The organism is Pseudomonas sp. LW8, assembly GCF_041956865.1.
Classification (GTDB): Bacteria; Pseudomonadota; Gammaproteobacteria; order Pseudomonadales; family Pseudomonadaceae; genus Aquipseudomonas; species Aquipseudomonas siliginis.
Window position 1 is genome coordinate 4,819,726 of record NZ_CP168138.1, and the last position, 14,651, is coordinate 4,834,376.

The 14,651-nt window shown below is 61.2% G+C and carries 15 protein-coding genes; 9 read left to right on the plus strand and 6 right to left on the minus strand.

Features of this window, described 5'->3' with window-relative positions:
* The first annotated feature begins 72 nt into the window (after window positions 1-72).
* The 4 genes from AB9L16_RS21770 (at window position 73) to AB9L16_RS21785 (ending at window position 3,437) form a co-directional block, all read left to right on the plus strand.
* Window positions 73-1,629 carry an AAA family ATPase gene (locus AB9L16_RS21770; RefSeq protein ID WP_375122694.1) on the plus strand — a complete coding sequence of 519 codons (1,557 nt, stop codon included), beginning with the start codon at window positions 73-75 and terminating at the stop codon, window positions 1,627-1,629.
* A 91-nt stretch (window positions 1,630-1,720) separates the two neighbouring features.
* Window positions 1,721-2,065 (plus strand): pentapeptide repeat-containing protein, encoded by a 345-nt coding sequence (locus AB9L16_RS21775; protein WP_375122695.1) that lies wholly within the window; start codon window positions 1,721-1,723, stop codon window positions 2,063-2,065.
* A 289-nt stretch (window positions 2,066-2,354) separates the two neighbouring features.
* The gene (locus tag AB9L16_RS21780; protein WP_016773175.1) at window positions 2,355-2,627 is read left to right on the plus strand and encodes a TfoX/Sxy family protein; all 273 of its coding nucleotides are present in this window, start codon (window positions 2,355-2,357) and stop codon (window positions 2,625-2,627) included.
* A gap of 15 nt (window positions 2,628-2,642) precedes the next feature.
* Window positions 2,643-3,437, plus strand: a complete 795-nt coding sequence (locus tag AB9L16_RS21785; RefSeq protein ID WP_375122696.1) for a Crp/Fnr family transcriptional regulator — start codon at window positions 2,643-2,645, stop codon at window positions 3,435-3,437.
* A 232-nt stretch (window positions 3,438-3,669) separates the two neighbouring features.
* Here AB9L16_RS21785 and AB9L16_RS21790 read toward each other — a convergent pair whose 3' ends face one another.
* The 4 genes from AB9L16_RS21790 to AB9L16_RS21805 are packed head-to-tail and all read right to left on the minus strand — an operon-like array spanning window position 3,670 to window position 7,211.
* Window positions 3,670-4,518: a ChaN family lipoprotein gene (locus AB9L16_RS21790; protein WP_375122697.1), complete on the minus strand. Its 849-nt coding sequence runs from the start codon at window positions 4,516-4,518 to the stop codon at window positions 3,670-3,672.
* Between the two features lie 19 nt (window positions 4,519-4,537).
* Window positions 4,538-5,305 (minus strand): heme ABC transporter ATP-binding protein, encoded by a 768-nt coding sequence (locus AB9L16_RS21795; protein WP_150742230.1) that lies wholly within the window; start codon window positions 5,303-5,305, stop codon window positions 4,538-4,540.
* On the minus strand, window positions 5,305-6,288 hold the full coding sequence (locus AB9L16_RS21800) for a FecCD family ABC transporter permease (RefSeq protein WP_375123782.1): 984 nt from the start codon (window positions 6,286-6,288) through the stop codon (window positions 5,305-5,307). The genes AB9L16_RS21795 and AB9L16_RS21800 overlap by 1 nt, the downstream gene beginning before the upstream one ends.
* 50 nt (window positions 6,289-6,338) lie before the next feature.
* Complete coding sequence (locus AB9L16_RS21805) at window positions 6,339-7,211, minus strand: hemin ABC transporter substrate-binding protein (RefSeq protein ID WP_150742232.1); 873 nt, start codon at window positions 7,209-7,211, stop codon at window positions 6,339-6,341.
* A gap of 164 nt (window positions 7,212-7,375) precedes the next feature.
* Here AB9L16_RS21805 and AB9L16_RS21810 point away from each other — a divergent pair, with 164 nt between their 5' ends.
* A complete protein-coding gene (locus AB9L16_RS21810; protein ID WP_315435458.1) occupies window positions 7,376-7,693 on the plus strand; it encodes a Rieske (2Fe-2S) protein in 318 nt (105 codons plus the stop codon).
* Here AB9L16_RS21810 and sfsA read toward each other — a convergent pair.
* Both sfsA and AB9L16_RS21820 read right to left on the minus strand, forming a co-directional pair.
* Entirely contained in the window at window positions 7,690-8,403 is a 714-nt protein-coding gene (gene sfsA / locus AB9L16_RS21815; RefSeq protein ID WP_024014329.1) for a DNA/RNA nuclease SfsA, read from the minus strand. The genes AB9L16_RS21810 and sfsA overlap by 4 nt on opposite strands.
* On the minus strand, window positions 8,403-9,572 hold the full coding sequence (locus tag AB9L16_RS21820) for a pyridoxal phosphate-dependent aminotransferase (RefSeq protein ID WP_056790414.1): 1,170 nt from the start codon (window positions 9,570-9,572) through the stop codon (window positions 8,403-8,405). Before AB9L16_RS21820 ends, sfsA begins: the two co-directional genes overlap by 1 nt.
* A gap of 332 nt (window positions 9,573-9,904) precedes the next feature.
* Here AB9L16_RS21820 and dksA point away from each other — a divergent pair, with 332 nt between their 5' ends.
* The 4 genes from dksA (at window position 9,905) to AB9L16_RS21840 (ending at window position 14,643) form a co-directional block, all read left to right on the plus strand.
* Window positions 9,905-10,348, plus strand: a complete 444-nt coding sequence (gene dksA, locus AB9L16_RS21825; RefSeq protein WP_041477831.1) for an RNA polymerase-binding protein DksA — start codon at window positions 9,905-9,907, stop codon at window positions 10,346-10,348.
* Window positions 10,349-10,557: 209 nt separating this feature from the next.
* Window positions 10,558-11,451 carry a tRNA glutamyl-Q(34) synthetase GluQRS gene (gene gluQRS / locus AB9L16_RS21830; protein WP_375122698.1) on the plus strand — a complete coding sequence of 298 codons (894 nt, stop codon included), beginning with the start codon at window positions 10,558-10,560 and terminating at the stop codon, window positions 11,449-11,451.
* A 77-nt stretch (window positions 11,452-11,528) separates the two neighbouring features.
* The gene (locus AB9L16_RS21835) at window positions 11,529-11,705 is read left to right on the plus strand and encodes a hypothetical protein (RefSeq protein ID WP_003176118.1); all 177 of its coding nucleotides are present in this window, start codon (window positions 11,529-11,531) and stop codon (window positions 11,703-11,705) included.
* Window positions 11,689-14,643: a sensor histidine kinase gene (locus tag AB9L16_RS21840; RefSeq protein WP_024014332.1), complete on the plus strand. Its 2,955-nt coding sequence runs from the start codon at window positions 11,689-11,691 to the stop codon at window positions 14,641-14,643. Before AB9L16_RS21835 ends, AB9L16_RS21840 begins: the two co-directional genes overlap by 17 nt.
* Window positions 14,644-14,651 lie beyond the last annotated feature (8 nt).

A 14,651-nucleotide genomic window follows, 5' to 3' on the forward strand; every position in this document is an offset into this window, starting at 1 on the left:
CGGAGGTTTGCGTCAGGCGGGCAAGCAGCCATAATGGCCACCTCGAATTCCCCCGCCTCTGAAGGATCGCCCGTGAGCCAGTCCCTGATCGCTGCCCTGCAAAACCCGGCCCTCTACCCGCATCCCGTCGAAGGGTTTCAGGTCATCGAAACCCACATCTCGTGGGTGATTCTCACCGGGCCCTTTGCCTATAAAGTGAAGAAGCCAGTGAATTTCGGCTTCCTTGATTTCACCAGCCTCGATGCGCGCGCGCATTTCTGCGCAGAAGAGCTGCGCCTGAACCAGCGTCTGACCGCTGATTTGTATCTCGACGTGTTGCCAATCACCGGCAGCGTCGAAGCACCACAACTGGGTGGCGACGGCCCGGCTATCGAATACGTGCTGAAAATGCGCCAGTTCCCGCAGAGCGGGTTGCTCAGCACCCTGCAAGCCAATGGCGAACTGACCACTCAGCACATCGACGCGTTGGCCGAGCAGATCGCCCATTTCCATCTCAACGCCCCGAAAGTCCCGGCCGAACACGATGCTGGTACACCGGACAGCGTGATGGCGCCGGTCGCGCAAAATTTCGAGCAGATCCTGCCGTTCCTCAGCGACAAGAACGATTTGCTGCAACTTGAGGCATTGAAAGCCTGGGCGGAAAGCAGCTTCGAGCGCCTCAAGCCCCTGTTCGCCCAGCGCAAGACACAAGGTTTCACCCGTGAATGCCACGGCGACATTCACCTGGGCAACGCCACGGTCATCGACGGCAATGTGGTGATCTTCGACTGCATCGAGTTCAACGAGCCATTCCGTTTCACTGATGTCTGGGCCGACACCGGTTTCCTCGCCATGGACCTGGAAGACCGTGGCCTGAAATCGTTGGCGCGTCGCCTCATCAGCCAGTACCTGGAACTGACCGGCGACTATGAGGGCCTGGAAGTGCTGAACTTCTATAAAGCCTACCGCGCGCTGGTGCGGGCCAAGGTGGCATTGTTCAGCATGCCGGCGGACGCGACTGCGGTGCAGCGCGCCACCACCCTGCGCCAGTACCGCAACTACGCCAACCTGGCGGAAAGCTACAGCACCATTCCTTCGCGCTTCATGGCCGTTACCCACGGTGTTTCCGCCGTCGGCAAGAGCCATGTGGCCATGCGCCTGGTCGAAGCGCTGGGCGCAATTCGCCTGCGTTCCGATGTCGAGCGCAAGCGCCTGTTCGGCGAGCAGACTGTTGCCAACGATGTGCAGGCCGGCATTTACAGCGCCGATGCCAGCACCGCGACCTACGCGCGCCTGCATGAAATCGCCGAGGTGATCCTGCACGCCGGCTTCCCGGTGGTGATCGACGCGACTTACCTCAAGCGTGAACAGCGCGATAACGCGGCGAAGATTGCCGAAGCCACCGGCACGCCGTTCCTGATCCTCGACTGCAACGCCCCGCAAGCGGTAATCGAGAGCTGGCTGGCGATGCGCCAGGCCGATCAGAAGGATCCGTCCGACGCCACCCTGGCAGTGATCGAAGCGCAGCAGGCCAACCGCGAAGCGCTGACCCCGGAGGAGATTCTGCGCAGCAAACGCGTGCAGACCAATGAATCCGGCACGCTGGACACTGTGGTCGCGCAGATCCGTCAGCGCCTGCCGGGCCTGTAAAAAACTATTTCGGCCGTGAAGCCCTCGCTCGCTTCACGGCCGGCAAATAGTGGCACTATACTGGCGTCATAAAACCAACAGGTGATCTGACATGAGCCAGCCTAAACTGCTCGACACTCCGCTTTACGCCCTGCTGCACAAAGATGACGTTGCAGGCTTCAACAAAGAACGTCCACAGGATGGTCTGATCGACATGGCCGGCGGCGATTTCCGTGGCCTCGACCTGCGTGAACTGAACGCCGACGGCGTGGATTTCCGCGATGCGTATTTCCGCTCCGCCGATTTGCGTGGCATCGATTTCCGCAAGGCTTCGCTCGAAGGCGCCAGCCTGGCCCATGCACAGATTTCCGGTGCGTACTTCCCGCCGGAGCTGAGTGCCGACGAGATCCTGATGTCGATGAATTTCGGTACACGGTTGCGCTATCGCACTCGCTGAAATCTGGAAATCTTCCTGACACCACGCCTTGCCCCTATGGGAGCGAGCCTGCTCGCGACGGCGTAGTGTCAGTCGATATTGATTGTGTCTGATACGCCCTCTTCGCGAGCAGACTCGCTCCCCCATTGATAATCGTTTACCTCCCTTCCCTCTGCGTTCGCAGGTCCTTTACCCCCCTTTCTTAGAAGCTTTTGCGTCGAATCCGACCAAACAACCACGCTTTTCCTACTGATGGCTACACTGCTGAGAAGCTCGCCCACGCACCATTCGGCCGTCGCAAGGAGGCTTGATGAATGATGAACTGCAACACCTGAAAAATCTTGGCAAGACATCGGCGCAATGGCTGCATGCCGTGGGCATCCACAGCGCCTCGGACTTGCGTCGCCTCGGTGCAGTGGATGCCTACCGGGCCGTGCGTACTCGAGGCTTTCGCGCTTCAAAGGTGTTGTTGTATGCGATCGAAGGGGCGTTGATGGACGTGCACTGGAACGACATCCCTGCCGAGCGCAAGGACGCCTTGAACAAGCAGCTCGAAGCCATTTCCGCGCGCCATAAAAACTGAACAGGCGCTGACGCCATGTATTTACTGGGGGAACAATCGGCCCACGCCGACGCATTGATCAATCGCTTGCAGAGTCTTCCCGGGCAGTGGCTACAGGATTTATCGCCATGCGCGACTGTTGTCGAACTGGAGGCCACGGATGATTTGTTTGCGCAGTTGCCGGACGATCAGCTGTTTTTGCTGAGCGAGGGCGTTGTGCATGGCTGCATCGCGGGCCGCCCTCTGTTCTATTGGCAGGAAGGTGATCTGCTCGGTCTGCAACGTGGCGAGCAATGGAGCGACTGTCGCGTATGCAGCGACAGCACTGTGCGCCTGCTGCCCTATGGTCGCGCAGAGGTTTTGCAGCATTTGTATGCCGACCCTGATCGAGCCGAGCAGCTTCTGAGCTATCTGCTCGGGCAAATGGCGCTGCTCGCCCACGCTGTGGCCGAGTTGAAACCCCGGGAGTTCCGCAGCACCAACGGCTTCAAACGGGTCGAGGCCGGCGCCGTGCTGATTCAACAGGGCGATGCAGCGGACCATGTTTTCGTGATTATCGATGGGCATGCTGAGGCATTTGTTGACGGGCACAAGGTCGGTGACGTGCCGAAGGACGAGATTTTCGGCGCCATGGCGTTGTTTACCGGCGAGCCGCGCAACGCCACGGTAGTGACTTCCGAGCCGAGCACGGTGATGTTGATTCCCGGTGATCAATTTTTGAGCATGACCCGCAGCAACCCGAAGATCGCCCATGGCCTGATTGAGGGTATGGCTCGGCGCATCGGACAGTTGAATCGCCAGATCACGCAGTTGACGACGCAGCGCACCTAGCGCATAGCCCTTTATTCACAGGGCCTCACCACCACTCGCAAAACTAAATTACAGATTTGCAAAAACAGCGGTTGACGCGGTAATGAGAATCGCTATGATTATCACAACTGGTCGCGAGATCAGTCGATATTCTGAAAAGCCCTTGGTTCGGACTCTCAGATTATCTCCTCATCAGGCTAATCACGGTTATTTGACCCGGTTTTTACCGGGTCTTTTTTTGCCTGCCGAAAAGTCATTTGGCGAATTGCTGACGCATCTGCTCGCAGTAATCCGGCGTCGGCGTGGCCGGCGTGTACCAGACGTAATCGGCCATCGCCGCCGTTACCGCAGCGCCCTGCTCGGCCAGCATCAATACGGTCGGCGCCCTGGTGGCGCCCAGATCGAGCAGATGCAGCGGCACGCCGACATCCTTGCGCGCATGCCAGGCACCGGCCAGCAGGATCGAAGGCGTCGCCGCCGCCAGCATGCGTTGGGCCATTCGCCGATCGCGCTGTTGCTGAATCGCCAGCATCGCCGGCATCTGTGATTCGGGCAGCAAGCCGCAGTGAGATTCACTGACTTGTCCAAGCAACGTGTTCTGCACGGACAACGCATTACTGCGAGGACCGTTCAGCGCAGGTGGATTTCGGTAAAACGCGCGGATTTCGCTGTCATCGAGATTGGCCGCCAGCAGCGGATATGGCTGTGTCAGAGCGAAGCGCACGATCGGCCCGTAAAGATTCCAGTCCCAGCCCTCCTGCCAGGCCAATGCCGCAGGCAAATCAGCCGCAACGGAATTCGACTGGCGCAACGCATCGACTTTCGCTTGTTGATCCGGCGTGAGCATTTCCAGCAGCAGACTGCCTTGCGCCCGGCGCTTGCCCAGCGACTGCAACAGCCATAATTGCGCAGCATGATGATCGGCATTGTCGTGCTGCTCACCGATGATCAAACGCTCAGGTTCAGCGAGACGCACCAGCAGTTGCTGCGCGGTGAGCATCTCGCCGCTGCGCAGATCGCGGATATCGCCGCCCACCGGTGGAGCCACCACGTGCTGACACCCCGCGAGCAACACCAGTGCCAACAACCACAATCCACGCATGCGACACCTCGATGATTGATCAGCGGGCGATGATCAGCGGATGCCCACGCTCCGGGTGCGGTTGCACCAAAACCTCCAGGCCGAACACCGCTTTTAGCGTTTCCGGACGCAGCACCTGCTGCGGGGTATCCAGCGCAACCGGGCGCCCCTCCTCCAGCAACAGCACGCGATCACAATAGCGCGCCGCAAGATTCAGATCATGCAGGATCACCAGCACCGACGCGCCGCGATCGGCGAACTCGCGCACCGCTTGCAAGGTGGTGTGCTGATGCAGCGGATCGAGCATCGATGTCGGTTCGTCGAGCAACAAGGTTTGCCCGGCCTGACCCGGCCAGAGTTGCGCCAGCACCCGCGCCAGATGCACGCGCTGACGCTCGCCACCTGACAACGCCAGATAGCTGCGCCCACTCAGGTGCCCGGCATCGGCGGCGGCCAGCGCTGCCGCGACGATTTCGTCATCACGTACGCGCCCGGTCTGGTACGGCAAACGGCCCATGCCGACGACCTCTTCGACGGCGAAGGCAAAATCCAGCGTCGACACCTGCGGCAACACCGCCAGTCGTTGTGCCCGCTGTGTTCCGCTCCAATAGCTCAATGCCTGACCATCGAGCGAAACGTTGCCGTCACTGGCGAGCAACTCCCCGCACAAGGCGCCAAGTAACGTGCTTTTCCCGGCGCCGTTCGGCCCCAGCACCCCAAGCACCTCGCCGGGTTCGAGCCCGAGCGTAACCCCACTGAGCACCGCTTTGCGGCCACGGCGGACATGCAGATCGTGCGCGGACAACATCAGGCACGCCCTCGCAGCAGCAGATAAAGGAAGAACGGCGCGCCGATAAACGCGGTGACAATGCCGATCGGCAACTCCGCCGGCGCCAGCGACAAGCGCGCCACCAGATCGGCGAGCAATAACAGGCTCGCACCCGCCAGCACCGAGGCTGGCAATAGCACTTTGTGATCCGGGCCGGCCAGCAGGCGCACCAGATGCGGCACCACCAGCCCGACAAAACCGATCATGCCCGCAGCGGCCACCGCCGCGCCGACACCCAGCGCGGTGCAGAACACCAGTTCGCGCTTGAGCCGTTCGACATCGATGCCCAGATGACCGGCCTCGGATTCACCGAGCAACAAGGCATTCAATGCCTTGGCCCGACGCGGCAGCCACAGCGCCACGCCGATGGTGATGATCAGCAAGGGCCACAGCCGCGCGTAACTGGCGCCGTTGAGGCTGCCCAGGTTCCAGAAGGTCAGGGTGCGCAGCGTCGCGTCATCGGCCAGATAAGTGAACAGACCGACCGCCGAACTGGCCAGCGCCGTCAGCGCGATACCGGCCAGCAACATGGTCGCCACGTGGGTCTGACCGTTGCGCCGGCCCAGCCGATAGACCAGCGCCGTCACCCCGAGACCACCAAGAAACGCACACACCGACAACAGATACGGCCCGAACCACTCCGGCAGGCCGCCGAATAAAGAACCGCCGACAATCGCAATCGCCGCGCCGAGTGCCGCGCCACTGGACACCCCCACCAGTCCCGGGTCCGCCAGCGGATTACGAAACAGACCCTGCATCGCCACGCCGGACAGCGCCAGCACGCCACCGACCGCCAAGCCGAGCAAGGTTCGCGGCAGGCGGATCTGGCCGAGAATCAGCTCGGCCTGCTCCAGACCTTCCGGCGCCAGCGGCACGCCGATCAGACGCAGCGCCGCGCGCAGGGTATCGAACAACGGCAGGCTCACCGGCCCCAATGCCAGCGACAGCCAGATCGCCAGCAGACACAGCAAGGTCAGGCCGATGAACAAGCCACGGGGTTTGACCAGTGTGGTCATTGGCCGCCCTTGGCCGGGTAGAAACCGTCCGTCAGGGTTTGCAAAGCAGCCGGCAACCGTGGCCCGAGACCGCCCACCAGCAGCGTCGGGTCCAGCTCCATCACCCGCCCGCTCTTGGCCGCGCGGCTGGAATTGAGGATGGGGTTTTCCTTGAACAACGCGGCTTTTGCCGCCTCGCCGGTCAATGCTCGGTCAGCGAACACCAGCACTTCGGGATCGAGGCTGGCGAGGGATTCGACAGAAAACGGTTTGTAGCCGGTATGAGTAGCAAGGTTGTGCCCGCCGGCCTGTTGCAGCAGCCAATCGGCTGCGGTGTCCTTGCCGGCGATCAACGGCTTGCCGCCGGCGTGCCCGAGCAGCAGCAACACACCGGGGGCTTTCTGTGTGGTTTGCACTTGGGCAACTCGCACTGTCTGCGCCTGGAGCTGCTGTTGATAATTCTCCAGCAACTGCGCAGCCTTCTCTTGCGCACCGAGCAACTGGCCCAGATGAGTGACATTCTTTTCCAGCGTCGGCAGATCAGGCTGGGCTGAAAACAACTCGACCTTTACCTTGGCTGCTTTGACTTGCGCCAGAACCGGCGGCGGCCCCATTTCTTCGGTACCGATCAGAATGTCCGGACGCAGGCTCAAGATGCCTTCGGCCGACAGGCTGCGCTGATAACCAATACTCGGCAGCGCCTGCAACGATTCGGGATGCTGGCTGGTGGTATCGACCCCCACCAGCTTCGACTCGCCGCCCAGTGCGCTGACCCATTCCGACAGCGCGCCACCGGCGCTGACCCAGCGTTGCGGTAAATCCGCCGCAGCCGCCTGATGGCAGAGCAAAAGGCCGGCGCACAGCACGGCAACGCGGGTTTTCAGGCGCATACACAGCTTCCTTGAACAAGGTTTCCCGGGCATCGGCGCAGCGAGCCAAGTATCCTCGGCAACGGCCAGACTCCCTGTGGGAGAAGGTCGCCATTTGATAATTGTTTGCATTTGAACGTCAAGCTCGGACATATCCAGACACGAGCGGACATTAGAGGATAGCCATGAAGTTTCTCTGCGCCGGCAGCGATCTGGCCGAAGCTGGCAGTCGCGGTTTCGAAATCGAAGGCAAAAAGCTTTTCGCCGTGCGTCGTGGCGGGCAGGTCTATGTCTACTTCAATCGCTGCCCGCACCGGGGTGTCGGGCTGGAATGGCAGCCCGACCAGTTTCTCGATCCGAGCAACAGCCTGATCCAGTGCGCCACCCATGGCGCACTGTTTCTGATCGAGAACGGCGAATGCGTCGCCGGCCCCTGCGCCGGGCAGTCGCTCACGGCAATTGAATGCCGGGAGGATACACAAGGCGTGTGGATCGACGTTTAACCGTTGAGCCGCACGTCGAGTCGGCGGTCGATGACCATCTCTTCATGGTCCAGGCGCACGCCATACGCCAACACCTCGACACCGCAAGCAACCGCTTCACGCAGCGCCTCGGCGTAAGCCCAATCGATTTCCTCGGCCGGGCGCACGGCATCGATGCCGGTGAGGTTCACGCAGTACAACTGCACCGCCCGAATGCCGTCGCGCGCCAGATGCGCCAGCTCGCGCAGATGTTTGGCGCCGCGCTGGGTCACCGCATCGGGAAACGCCGCCACCGCCGTGCCGTCGAAGCCGAGGGTGACGCTTTTGACTTCGACATACGCCGGTCCGCTGGGGTATTCGAGGCGGAAGTCGATGCGGCTTTTTTCCTGTCCGTAGGCAACCTCACGCTTTAACGCGGTAAAGCCGTTCAACTCGGTAATCACGCCAGCCTGCAAGGCTTCTTCAACCAGCCCATTCGCCCGCCCGGTGTTGACGCAAAACAGCCGGCCCTGCGGTGTTTCGCCAATTTCCCAAGTGCCGGGCAACTTGCGTTTAGGGTCGTTGGAGCGGCTGAACCAGACCTGCCCGCCCTCGACCTGGCAATTGAGCATCGAACCGGTATTCGGGCAGTGAATGGTCAGCAACTCGCCGCTAACGGTCTCGATATCAGCGAGAAAACGCTTGTAACGACGAATCAGCCGCGCTTCTTCCAGAGCAGGATAAAAGCGCATCAGCCTTGCCAGCTCTTCAAGCCGCGCGCGATGCGCTCCACCGCTTCCTGCAAACGTGCGAGGTTTTGTGTGTAAGCGAAGCGCACGTGATGACCGGCCTGATAACGACCGAAATCCAGTCCCGGCGTAAAGGCGACGTGCTCGGTTTCGAGGAAATGCCGGCAGAACGCGAAGGCATCGCCGCCGAAACGGCTGATATCGGCGTACAGATAAAACGCACCTTCAGGCTCAACGGCAATGTTGAAACCAAGTTCACGCAGCGCCGGCAGGAGAAAATCGCGACGGCGCGCAAACTCGGCGCGGCGCTCTTCGAGAATCGCAATGGTGGCGGGCTCGAAACAGGCCAGCGCAGCGTATTGCGCCATGCTCGGCGCGCTGATGTAGAGGTTCTGCGCAAGCTTTTCCAATTCGCTGACCGCCGCGTCTGGCGCCACCAGCCAGCCCAGGCGCCAACCGGTCATGCCGAAATACTTGGAGAAACTGTTGAGGACAAAAGCGCCGTCATCGACTTCCAGCACACTGGCAGCATCAGTGCCGTAGGTCAGGCCGTGGTAGATCTCATCCACCACCAAGTGCCCGTGTCGGGCCTTGATCGCTGTGGACAGTCCGCCCAGTTCATCACGGGTCAGCAGGGTTCCGGTCGGGTTGGCCGGCGAAGCGACGAGGGCGCCGACACTGTCGTGGTCCCAGTGCCGCGCCACCAGATCCGGGGTCAGTTGATAACGCACCTCCGGCCCGACCGGCACCAATTGCGCCGCGCCTTCGACCAGCCGCAAGAAATGCCGATTGCACGGGTAGCCCGGGTCGGCGAGCAGCCAGTGTTTACCCGGATCGACCAACAGGGCACTGGCCAGCAACAACGCGCCGGAGCCGCCCGGCGTGATCAGAATCCGCCGTGGGTCGATATTCAGGCCGTAACGCGATTGGTAGAAACCGGCGATCGCCTCGCGCAGTTCGGGAATGCCACGGGCGGCGGTGTAGCGGGTCTTGCCCGCCGTCAACGCAGCTTGTCCGGCGCGAATGATCGGCTCGGCGGTGGTGAAGTCCGGCTCACCGATTTCCAGATGGATCACGTCGTGGCCTTCGGCCTGCAATTCATTGGCCCGCGCCAGCAGCGCCATCACATGGAACGGTTCGATCGCACGACTGCGCGCACTGTAGGGGGCCATTGGAATGCCTTCGACGGAAAAAAGAGACGATTCTACCTGTCTGCCGGAACGAGCGAGAACCCGTGAAGGTCACAGCCTCAAGAACGCTGGACTGTAACGATCTGAACGTACGCTCCAGGATTGACTAAAATCAGTGATTGAACAGGTCTCCCTTCCCACAGACACGGCTTGTCAGACATCTGCAAGCGCCACCCGCCGGGGGCTCGACATCCGGGAGTAGCGCAGGCTGATTTGATCTGGTAAGTTCGCCCGCTTGCAGCCGCAGGGCCGGCAGGTGTCGGTGATGGAGCAATCCTGCGCAATGGATTACAAGAGTAGAGGCGGTCCATTTCATGCCCACCCAAGCAAAGCAACAGCAGCAAACGTCGATCAGCGGCTTCGAACCTTACGTTCAGAAGGCGGGTGAAGAGTACATGGGCGCTCCGATGCGCGCGCACTTCACCAAGATCCTGAACAAGTGGAAACTGGACTTGATGCAGGAAGTCGACCGTACGGTTGACCACATGAAAGACGAAGCGGCCAACTTCCCTGACCCGGCCGACCGTGCCAGCCAGGAAGAAGAGTTCTCCCTCGAACTGCGCGCCCGCGACCGCGAGCGCAAGCTGATCAAAAAAATCGACAAGACCCTGCAGTTGATCGAAGACGAAGAGTACGGCTGGTGCGAGTCCTGCGGCATCGAGATTGGCGTCAAGCGCCTCGAAGCCCGTCCGACCGCGGATCTGTGCATCGACTGCAAGACCCTGGCGGAAATCAAGGAAAAGCAGGTCGGCAAGTAATCTCGGCCTGAACGAAAAACGGAGCGTGTGAACGCTCCGTTTTTGTTTCTGTGTTTTGCCCGCGGAACCTGCGTCTGCCTCTGTGGGAGCGAGCCTGCTCGCGAAAGCGTCCTCTCAGATAACTCTTTCATGACTGACACAGCTTTCGCGAGCAGGCTCGCTCCCACAGAGGTAACTTGCTCAAATTCTGAATAGCCTTTATCGCCTCCATGACTGCCAAATCCCCCGCCTACATCGGCCGCTTCGCCCCTACCCCCAGTGGCCACCTGCACTTCGGTTCGCTGGTCGCTGCGTTGGCGTCTTACCTCGACGCCCGCTCCGTCGGTGGGCGCTGGCTGGTGCGCATGGAAGATCTCGATCCGCCGCGCGAAGAGCCCGGTGCGCAAGCGGCGATTCTCAAGGCGCTGGAAAGCTACGGTTTCGAATGGGACGGCGAAATGGTCCGCCAGAGCGATCGGCACGCTGCCTACGCCGAAGTGCTCGACAGCCTGTTCAACCATGGCCTTGCCTACGCCTGCACCTGCTCGCGCAAACAACTGGAGCCCTATCACGGGATTTATCCGGGGTTTTGCCGCAATGCCGGGCATGATCAGCACGACGCCGCGATCCGCCTGCGCGTGCCGGAGCTGGAATACCACTTCATCGATCGCGTGCAGGGCGAATACCATCAGCACCTGGGCCGCGACGTCGGCGACTTCGTCATTCGTCGGCGCGATGGTCTCTACGCTTATCAATTGGCGGTGGTGCTCGACGACGCCTGGCAAGGCATTACCGATATTGTGCGCGGCGCCGATCTGCTCGATTCGACGCCGCGTCAGCTGTACCTGCAAGAACTGCTCGGCCTGAAACAGCCGCGCTATCTGCACCTGCCACTGATCACCCAGCCGGACGGCAACAAACTCGGCAAGTCCTATCGTTCGCCGCCGCTTGAGGCTGATCAGGCCACGCCGTTGCTACTGCGCGCCTTGCGCGCGCTGGGGCAGCATCCCGGCACCGAACTGGCTCACGCTTCGCCGCGCGAACTGCTGGCCTGGGGCAGCGCACATTGGGATGCTGCCAAGATCCCGCGCACACTGACCCTGCCCGAAGCGCAACTGCAATGACGACACTTGCAGTCGCGCGCCCATCCGTTACCATCGCCGCACGTTTTCGGGCACGCGCATAAAAAAGAGAGGCCGGGATGTACATCTATCGCTTGGTCCTGCTTCTGGTCGTCGGGATCTACCTGTTCTCCCCCGCCATCATGGATTGGTGGATCGACGCGACGGGCGCCTGGTATCGCCCTTATCTGCTCTGGCTGATCCTGATTGTCGTGACCTTCATCCTGCAGAGCCAAAAAGATGCCGATGAGCTTTAGCCTGACCCAGATGATCCTGATCAGCGCCGCGTACCTGGCGGCGCTGTTCGGCGTTGCCTGGGTCAGCGAACGGGGCATGATCCCGCGCGCGATCATTCGCCACCCGTTGACCTACACCCTGTCGCTGGGGGTTTACGCCAGTGCCTGGGCGTTCTACGGCACGGTGGGCCTGGCCTATCAATACGGTTACGGCTTTCTGTCCAGCTATCTCGGCGTGTCCGGTGCGTTTCTGCTGGCGCCGGTGCTGCTCTATCCGATCCTGAAGATCACCCGCACCTATCAACTGTCGTCGCTGGCCGATCTGTTTGCCTTCCGCTTTCGCAGCACTTGGGCCGGCGCGCTGACCACGATTTTCATGCTGATTGGCGTCTTGCCATTGCTTGCCCTGCAGATTCAGGCAGTGGCCGACTCGATCGGCATCCTCACCGGCGAACGCGTGCAGAGCCGCGTGGCGCTGGCGTTCTGTGCGCTGATCATTCTGTTCACGATTTTCTTCGGTTCCCGGCATATCGCCACGCGCGAGAAACACGAAGGGCTGGTGTTCGCGATTGCCTTCGAATCGATCATCAAACTGATCGCCCTCGGCGGCGTTGGCCTGTATGCGCTGTATGGCGTATTCGACGGCCCGCAACAGCTCGAACTGTGGCTGCTGCAAAACCAGACCGCCCTCGCCGCCCTGCACACGCCGTTGCAGGAAGGCCCGTGGCGCACACTGTTGCTGGTGTTCTTCGCCTCGGCGATCGTGATGCCGCACATGTATCACATGACCTTTACGGAAAACCTCAACCCGCGCTCGCTGGTCAGCGCCAGTTGGGGCCTGCCGCTGTTTCTGCTGTTGATGAGTCTTGCCGTACCGCTGATTCTCTGGGCCGGGCTGAAACTCGGCGCCACCACCGACCCGGAATATTTCACCCTCGGCATCGGCATCGCCGCCAACAGCAAACCGTTGGCCTTGCTTGCCTACGTCGGTGGCCTGTCCGCCGCCAGTGGCCTGATCATCGTCACCACCCTGGCCTTGTCGGGCATGGCGCTGAACCATCTGGTGCTGCCGCTCTATCAGCCGCCGGCCGAGGGCAATATCTACCGCTGGCTGAAATGGACCCGTCGAGCGCTGATCGTGGCGATCATCATGGCCGGCTTCGGCTTCTACCTGATGCTGGGCGTCGAACAGGATCTGGCCAACCTCGGCATCGTCGCTTTTGTTGCGACCCTGCAATTTCTGCCCGGGGTGCTCTCGGTGCTGTACTGGCCGACCGCCAACCGCCGCGGCTTTATTGCCGGTCTGCTGGCGGGGATCACGGTCTGGGTGGTGACCATGCTGCTGCCGCTGGTCGGCAATCTGCAGGGTTTCTATATCCCGCTGCTGAACATGATCTACGTGCTCGACGACACCAGTTGGCACATGGCGGCCATCGCCTCGCTGGCGGCCAACGTGTTGATGTTCACCCTGATCTCACTGTTCACCAATGCCAGCCCGGAAGAAGCCAGTGCCGCCGAAGCCTGTGCGGTGGATAACGTGCGCCGCCCGCAACGCCGCGAACTGCACGCCGCCTCGCCGCAGGAGTTCGCCACGCAACTGGCCAAGCCGCTGGGTGCCAAGGCTGCGCAGAAAGAAGTCGAGCAAGCGCTGCGCGACTTGTATCTGCCCTTCGATGAACGCCGGCCGTATGCCTTGCGCCGGTTGCGCGACCGCATCGAGGCCAACCTGTCCGGCCTGATGGGCCCGAGCGTTGCGCAGGATATGGTGGAAACCTTCCTGCCCTATAAGGCTGGCGGCGAAAACTACGTCACCGAAGACATTCACTTCATTGAAAGCCGTCTCGAGGATTACCACTCGCGCCTCACCGGCCTGGCCGCCGAGCTCGACGCCCTGCGCCGCTACCACCGCCAGACCTTGCAGGAACTGCCGATGGGCGTCTGCTCTCTGGCCAAGGATCAGGAGATCCTGATGTGGAACAAGGCCATGGAAGAGCTGACCGGCATCGCCGCGCAGCGAGTGGTCGGTTCGCGTCTGAGTACCATCGCCAACCCGTGGAAAGAGTTGCTGCAAGGCTTCATCAACCTGCCCGACGAGCATTTGCACAAACAGCATCTGGCGCTCGATGGTCAGACCCGCTGGCTGAATCTGCACAAAGCGGCAATCGACGAGCCGTTGGCACCGGGTAACAGTGGCCTGGTGTTACTGGTCGAGGATTTGACCGAAACGCAGATGCTCGAAGATAAACTGGTGCATTCCGAACGGCTGGCCAGCATCGGTCGACTCGCAGCGGGGGTGGCCCACGAAATCGGCAACCCGATCACCGGCATCGCCTGCCTGGCGCAGAACCTGCGCGAAGAGCGCGAAGACGACGGCGAGCTGACGGAAATCAGCGGGCAGATTCTCGAGCAGACCAAACGCGTCTCGCGCATCGTCCAGTCGCTGATGAGCTTCGCCCATGCCGGCAGTCATCAGCACAACGACGAACCGGTGTGTCTGGCCGAAGTCGCGCAGGATGCCATCGGCCTGCTGGCGCTGAACCGGCGCAATTTCGAAGTGCAGTTCTACAACCTGTGCGATCCCGATCATTGGGTCGAAGGCGACCCGCAACGGCTTGCCCAGGTGCTGATCAATCTGCTCTCCAACGCCCGCGACGCCTCGCCGCCGCACAGTGCGGTACGGGTCAAGAGCGAAGCCGGCGAACACACGGTCGATCTGATCGTCGAAGACGAAGGCAGCGGTATTCCGTCGAGCATCATGGATCGATTGTTCGAACCTTTCTTCACCACCAAGGATCCGGGTGAAGGCACCGGTCTGGGCCTTGCACTGGTCTATTCCATCGTTGAAGAGCATTATGGACAAATCACCATCGACAGCCCGGCTGATGTACAAAGCCAACGCGGCACCCGTATCCGGGTGACCTTACCGCGTCATGTCGAAGCGACGTCCGCTGTGAACTGAGACCGTCG

What these genes read in the sequence shown, in the direction of transcription:
- AB9L16_RS21775 (WP_375122695.1), top strand. Translation starts at nt 1,721, where the DNA reads ATGAGCCAGCCTAAACTGCTCGACACTCCGCTTTACGCCCTGCTGCAC.
- AB9L16_RS21780 (WP_016773175.1), top strand. Translation starts at nt 2,355, where the DNA reads ATGAATGATGAACTGCAACACCTGAAAAATCTTGGCAAGACATCGGCG.
- AB9L16_RS21785 (WP_375122696.1), top strand. Translation starts at nt 2,643, where the DNA reads ATGTATTTACTGGGGGAACAATCGGCCCACGCCGACGCATTGATCAAT.
- AB9L16_RS21790 (WP_375122697.1), bottom strand. Translation starts at nt 4,518, where the DNA reads ATGCGTGGATTGTGGTTGTTGGCACTGGTGTTGCTCGCGGGGTGTCAG.
- AB9L16_RS21795 (WP_150742230.1), bottom strand. Translation starts at nt 5,305, where the DNA reads ATGTTGTCCGCGCACGATCTGCATGTCCGCCGTGGCCGCAAAGCGGTG.
- AB9L16_RS21805 (WP_150742232.1), bottom strand. Translation starts at nt 7,211, where the DNA reads ATGCGCCTGAAAACCCGCGTTGCCGTGCTGTGCGCCGGCCTTTTGCTC.
- AB9L16_RS21810 (WP_315435458.1), top strand. Translation starts at nt 7,376, where the DNA reads ATGAAGTTTCTCTGCGCCGGCAGCGATCTGGCCGAAGCTGGCAGTCGC.
- sfsA (WP_024014329.1), bottom strand. Translation starts at nt 8,403, where the DNA reads ATGCGCTTTTATCCTGCTCTGGAAGAAGCGCGGCTGATTCGTCGTTAC.
- AB9L16_RS21820 (WP_056790414.1), bottom strand. Translation starts at nt 9,572, where the DNA reads ATGGCCCCCTACAGTGCGCGCAGTCGTGCGATCGAACCGTTCCATGTG.
- dksA (WP_041477831.1), top strand. Translation starts at nt 9,905, where the DNA reads ATGCCCACCCAAGCAAAGCAACAGCAGCAAACGTCGATCAGCGGCTTC.
- gluQRS (WP_375122698.1), top strand. Translation starts at nt 10,558, where the DNA reads ATGACTGCCAAATCCCCCGCCTACATCGGCCGCTTCGCCCCTACCCCC.
- AB9L16_RS21835 (WP_003176118.1), top strand. Translation starts at nt 11,529, where the DNA reads ATGTACATCTATCGCTTGGTCCTGCTTCTGGTCGTCGGGATCTACCTG.
- AB9L16_RS21840 (WP_024014332.1), top strand. Translation starts at nt 11,689, where the DNA reads ATGCCGATGAGCTTTAGCCTGACCCAGATGATCCTGATCAGCGCCGCG.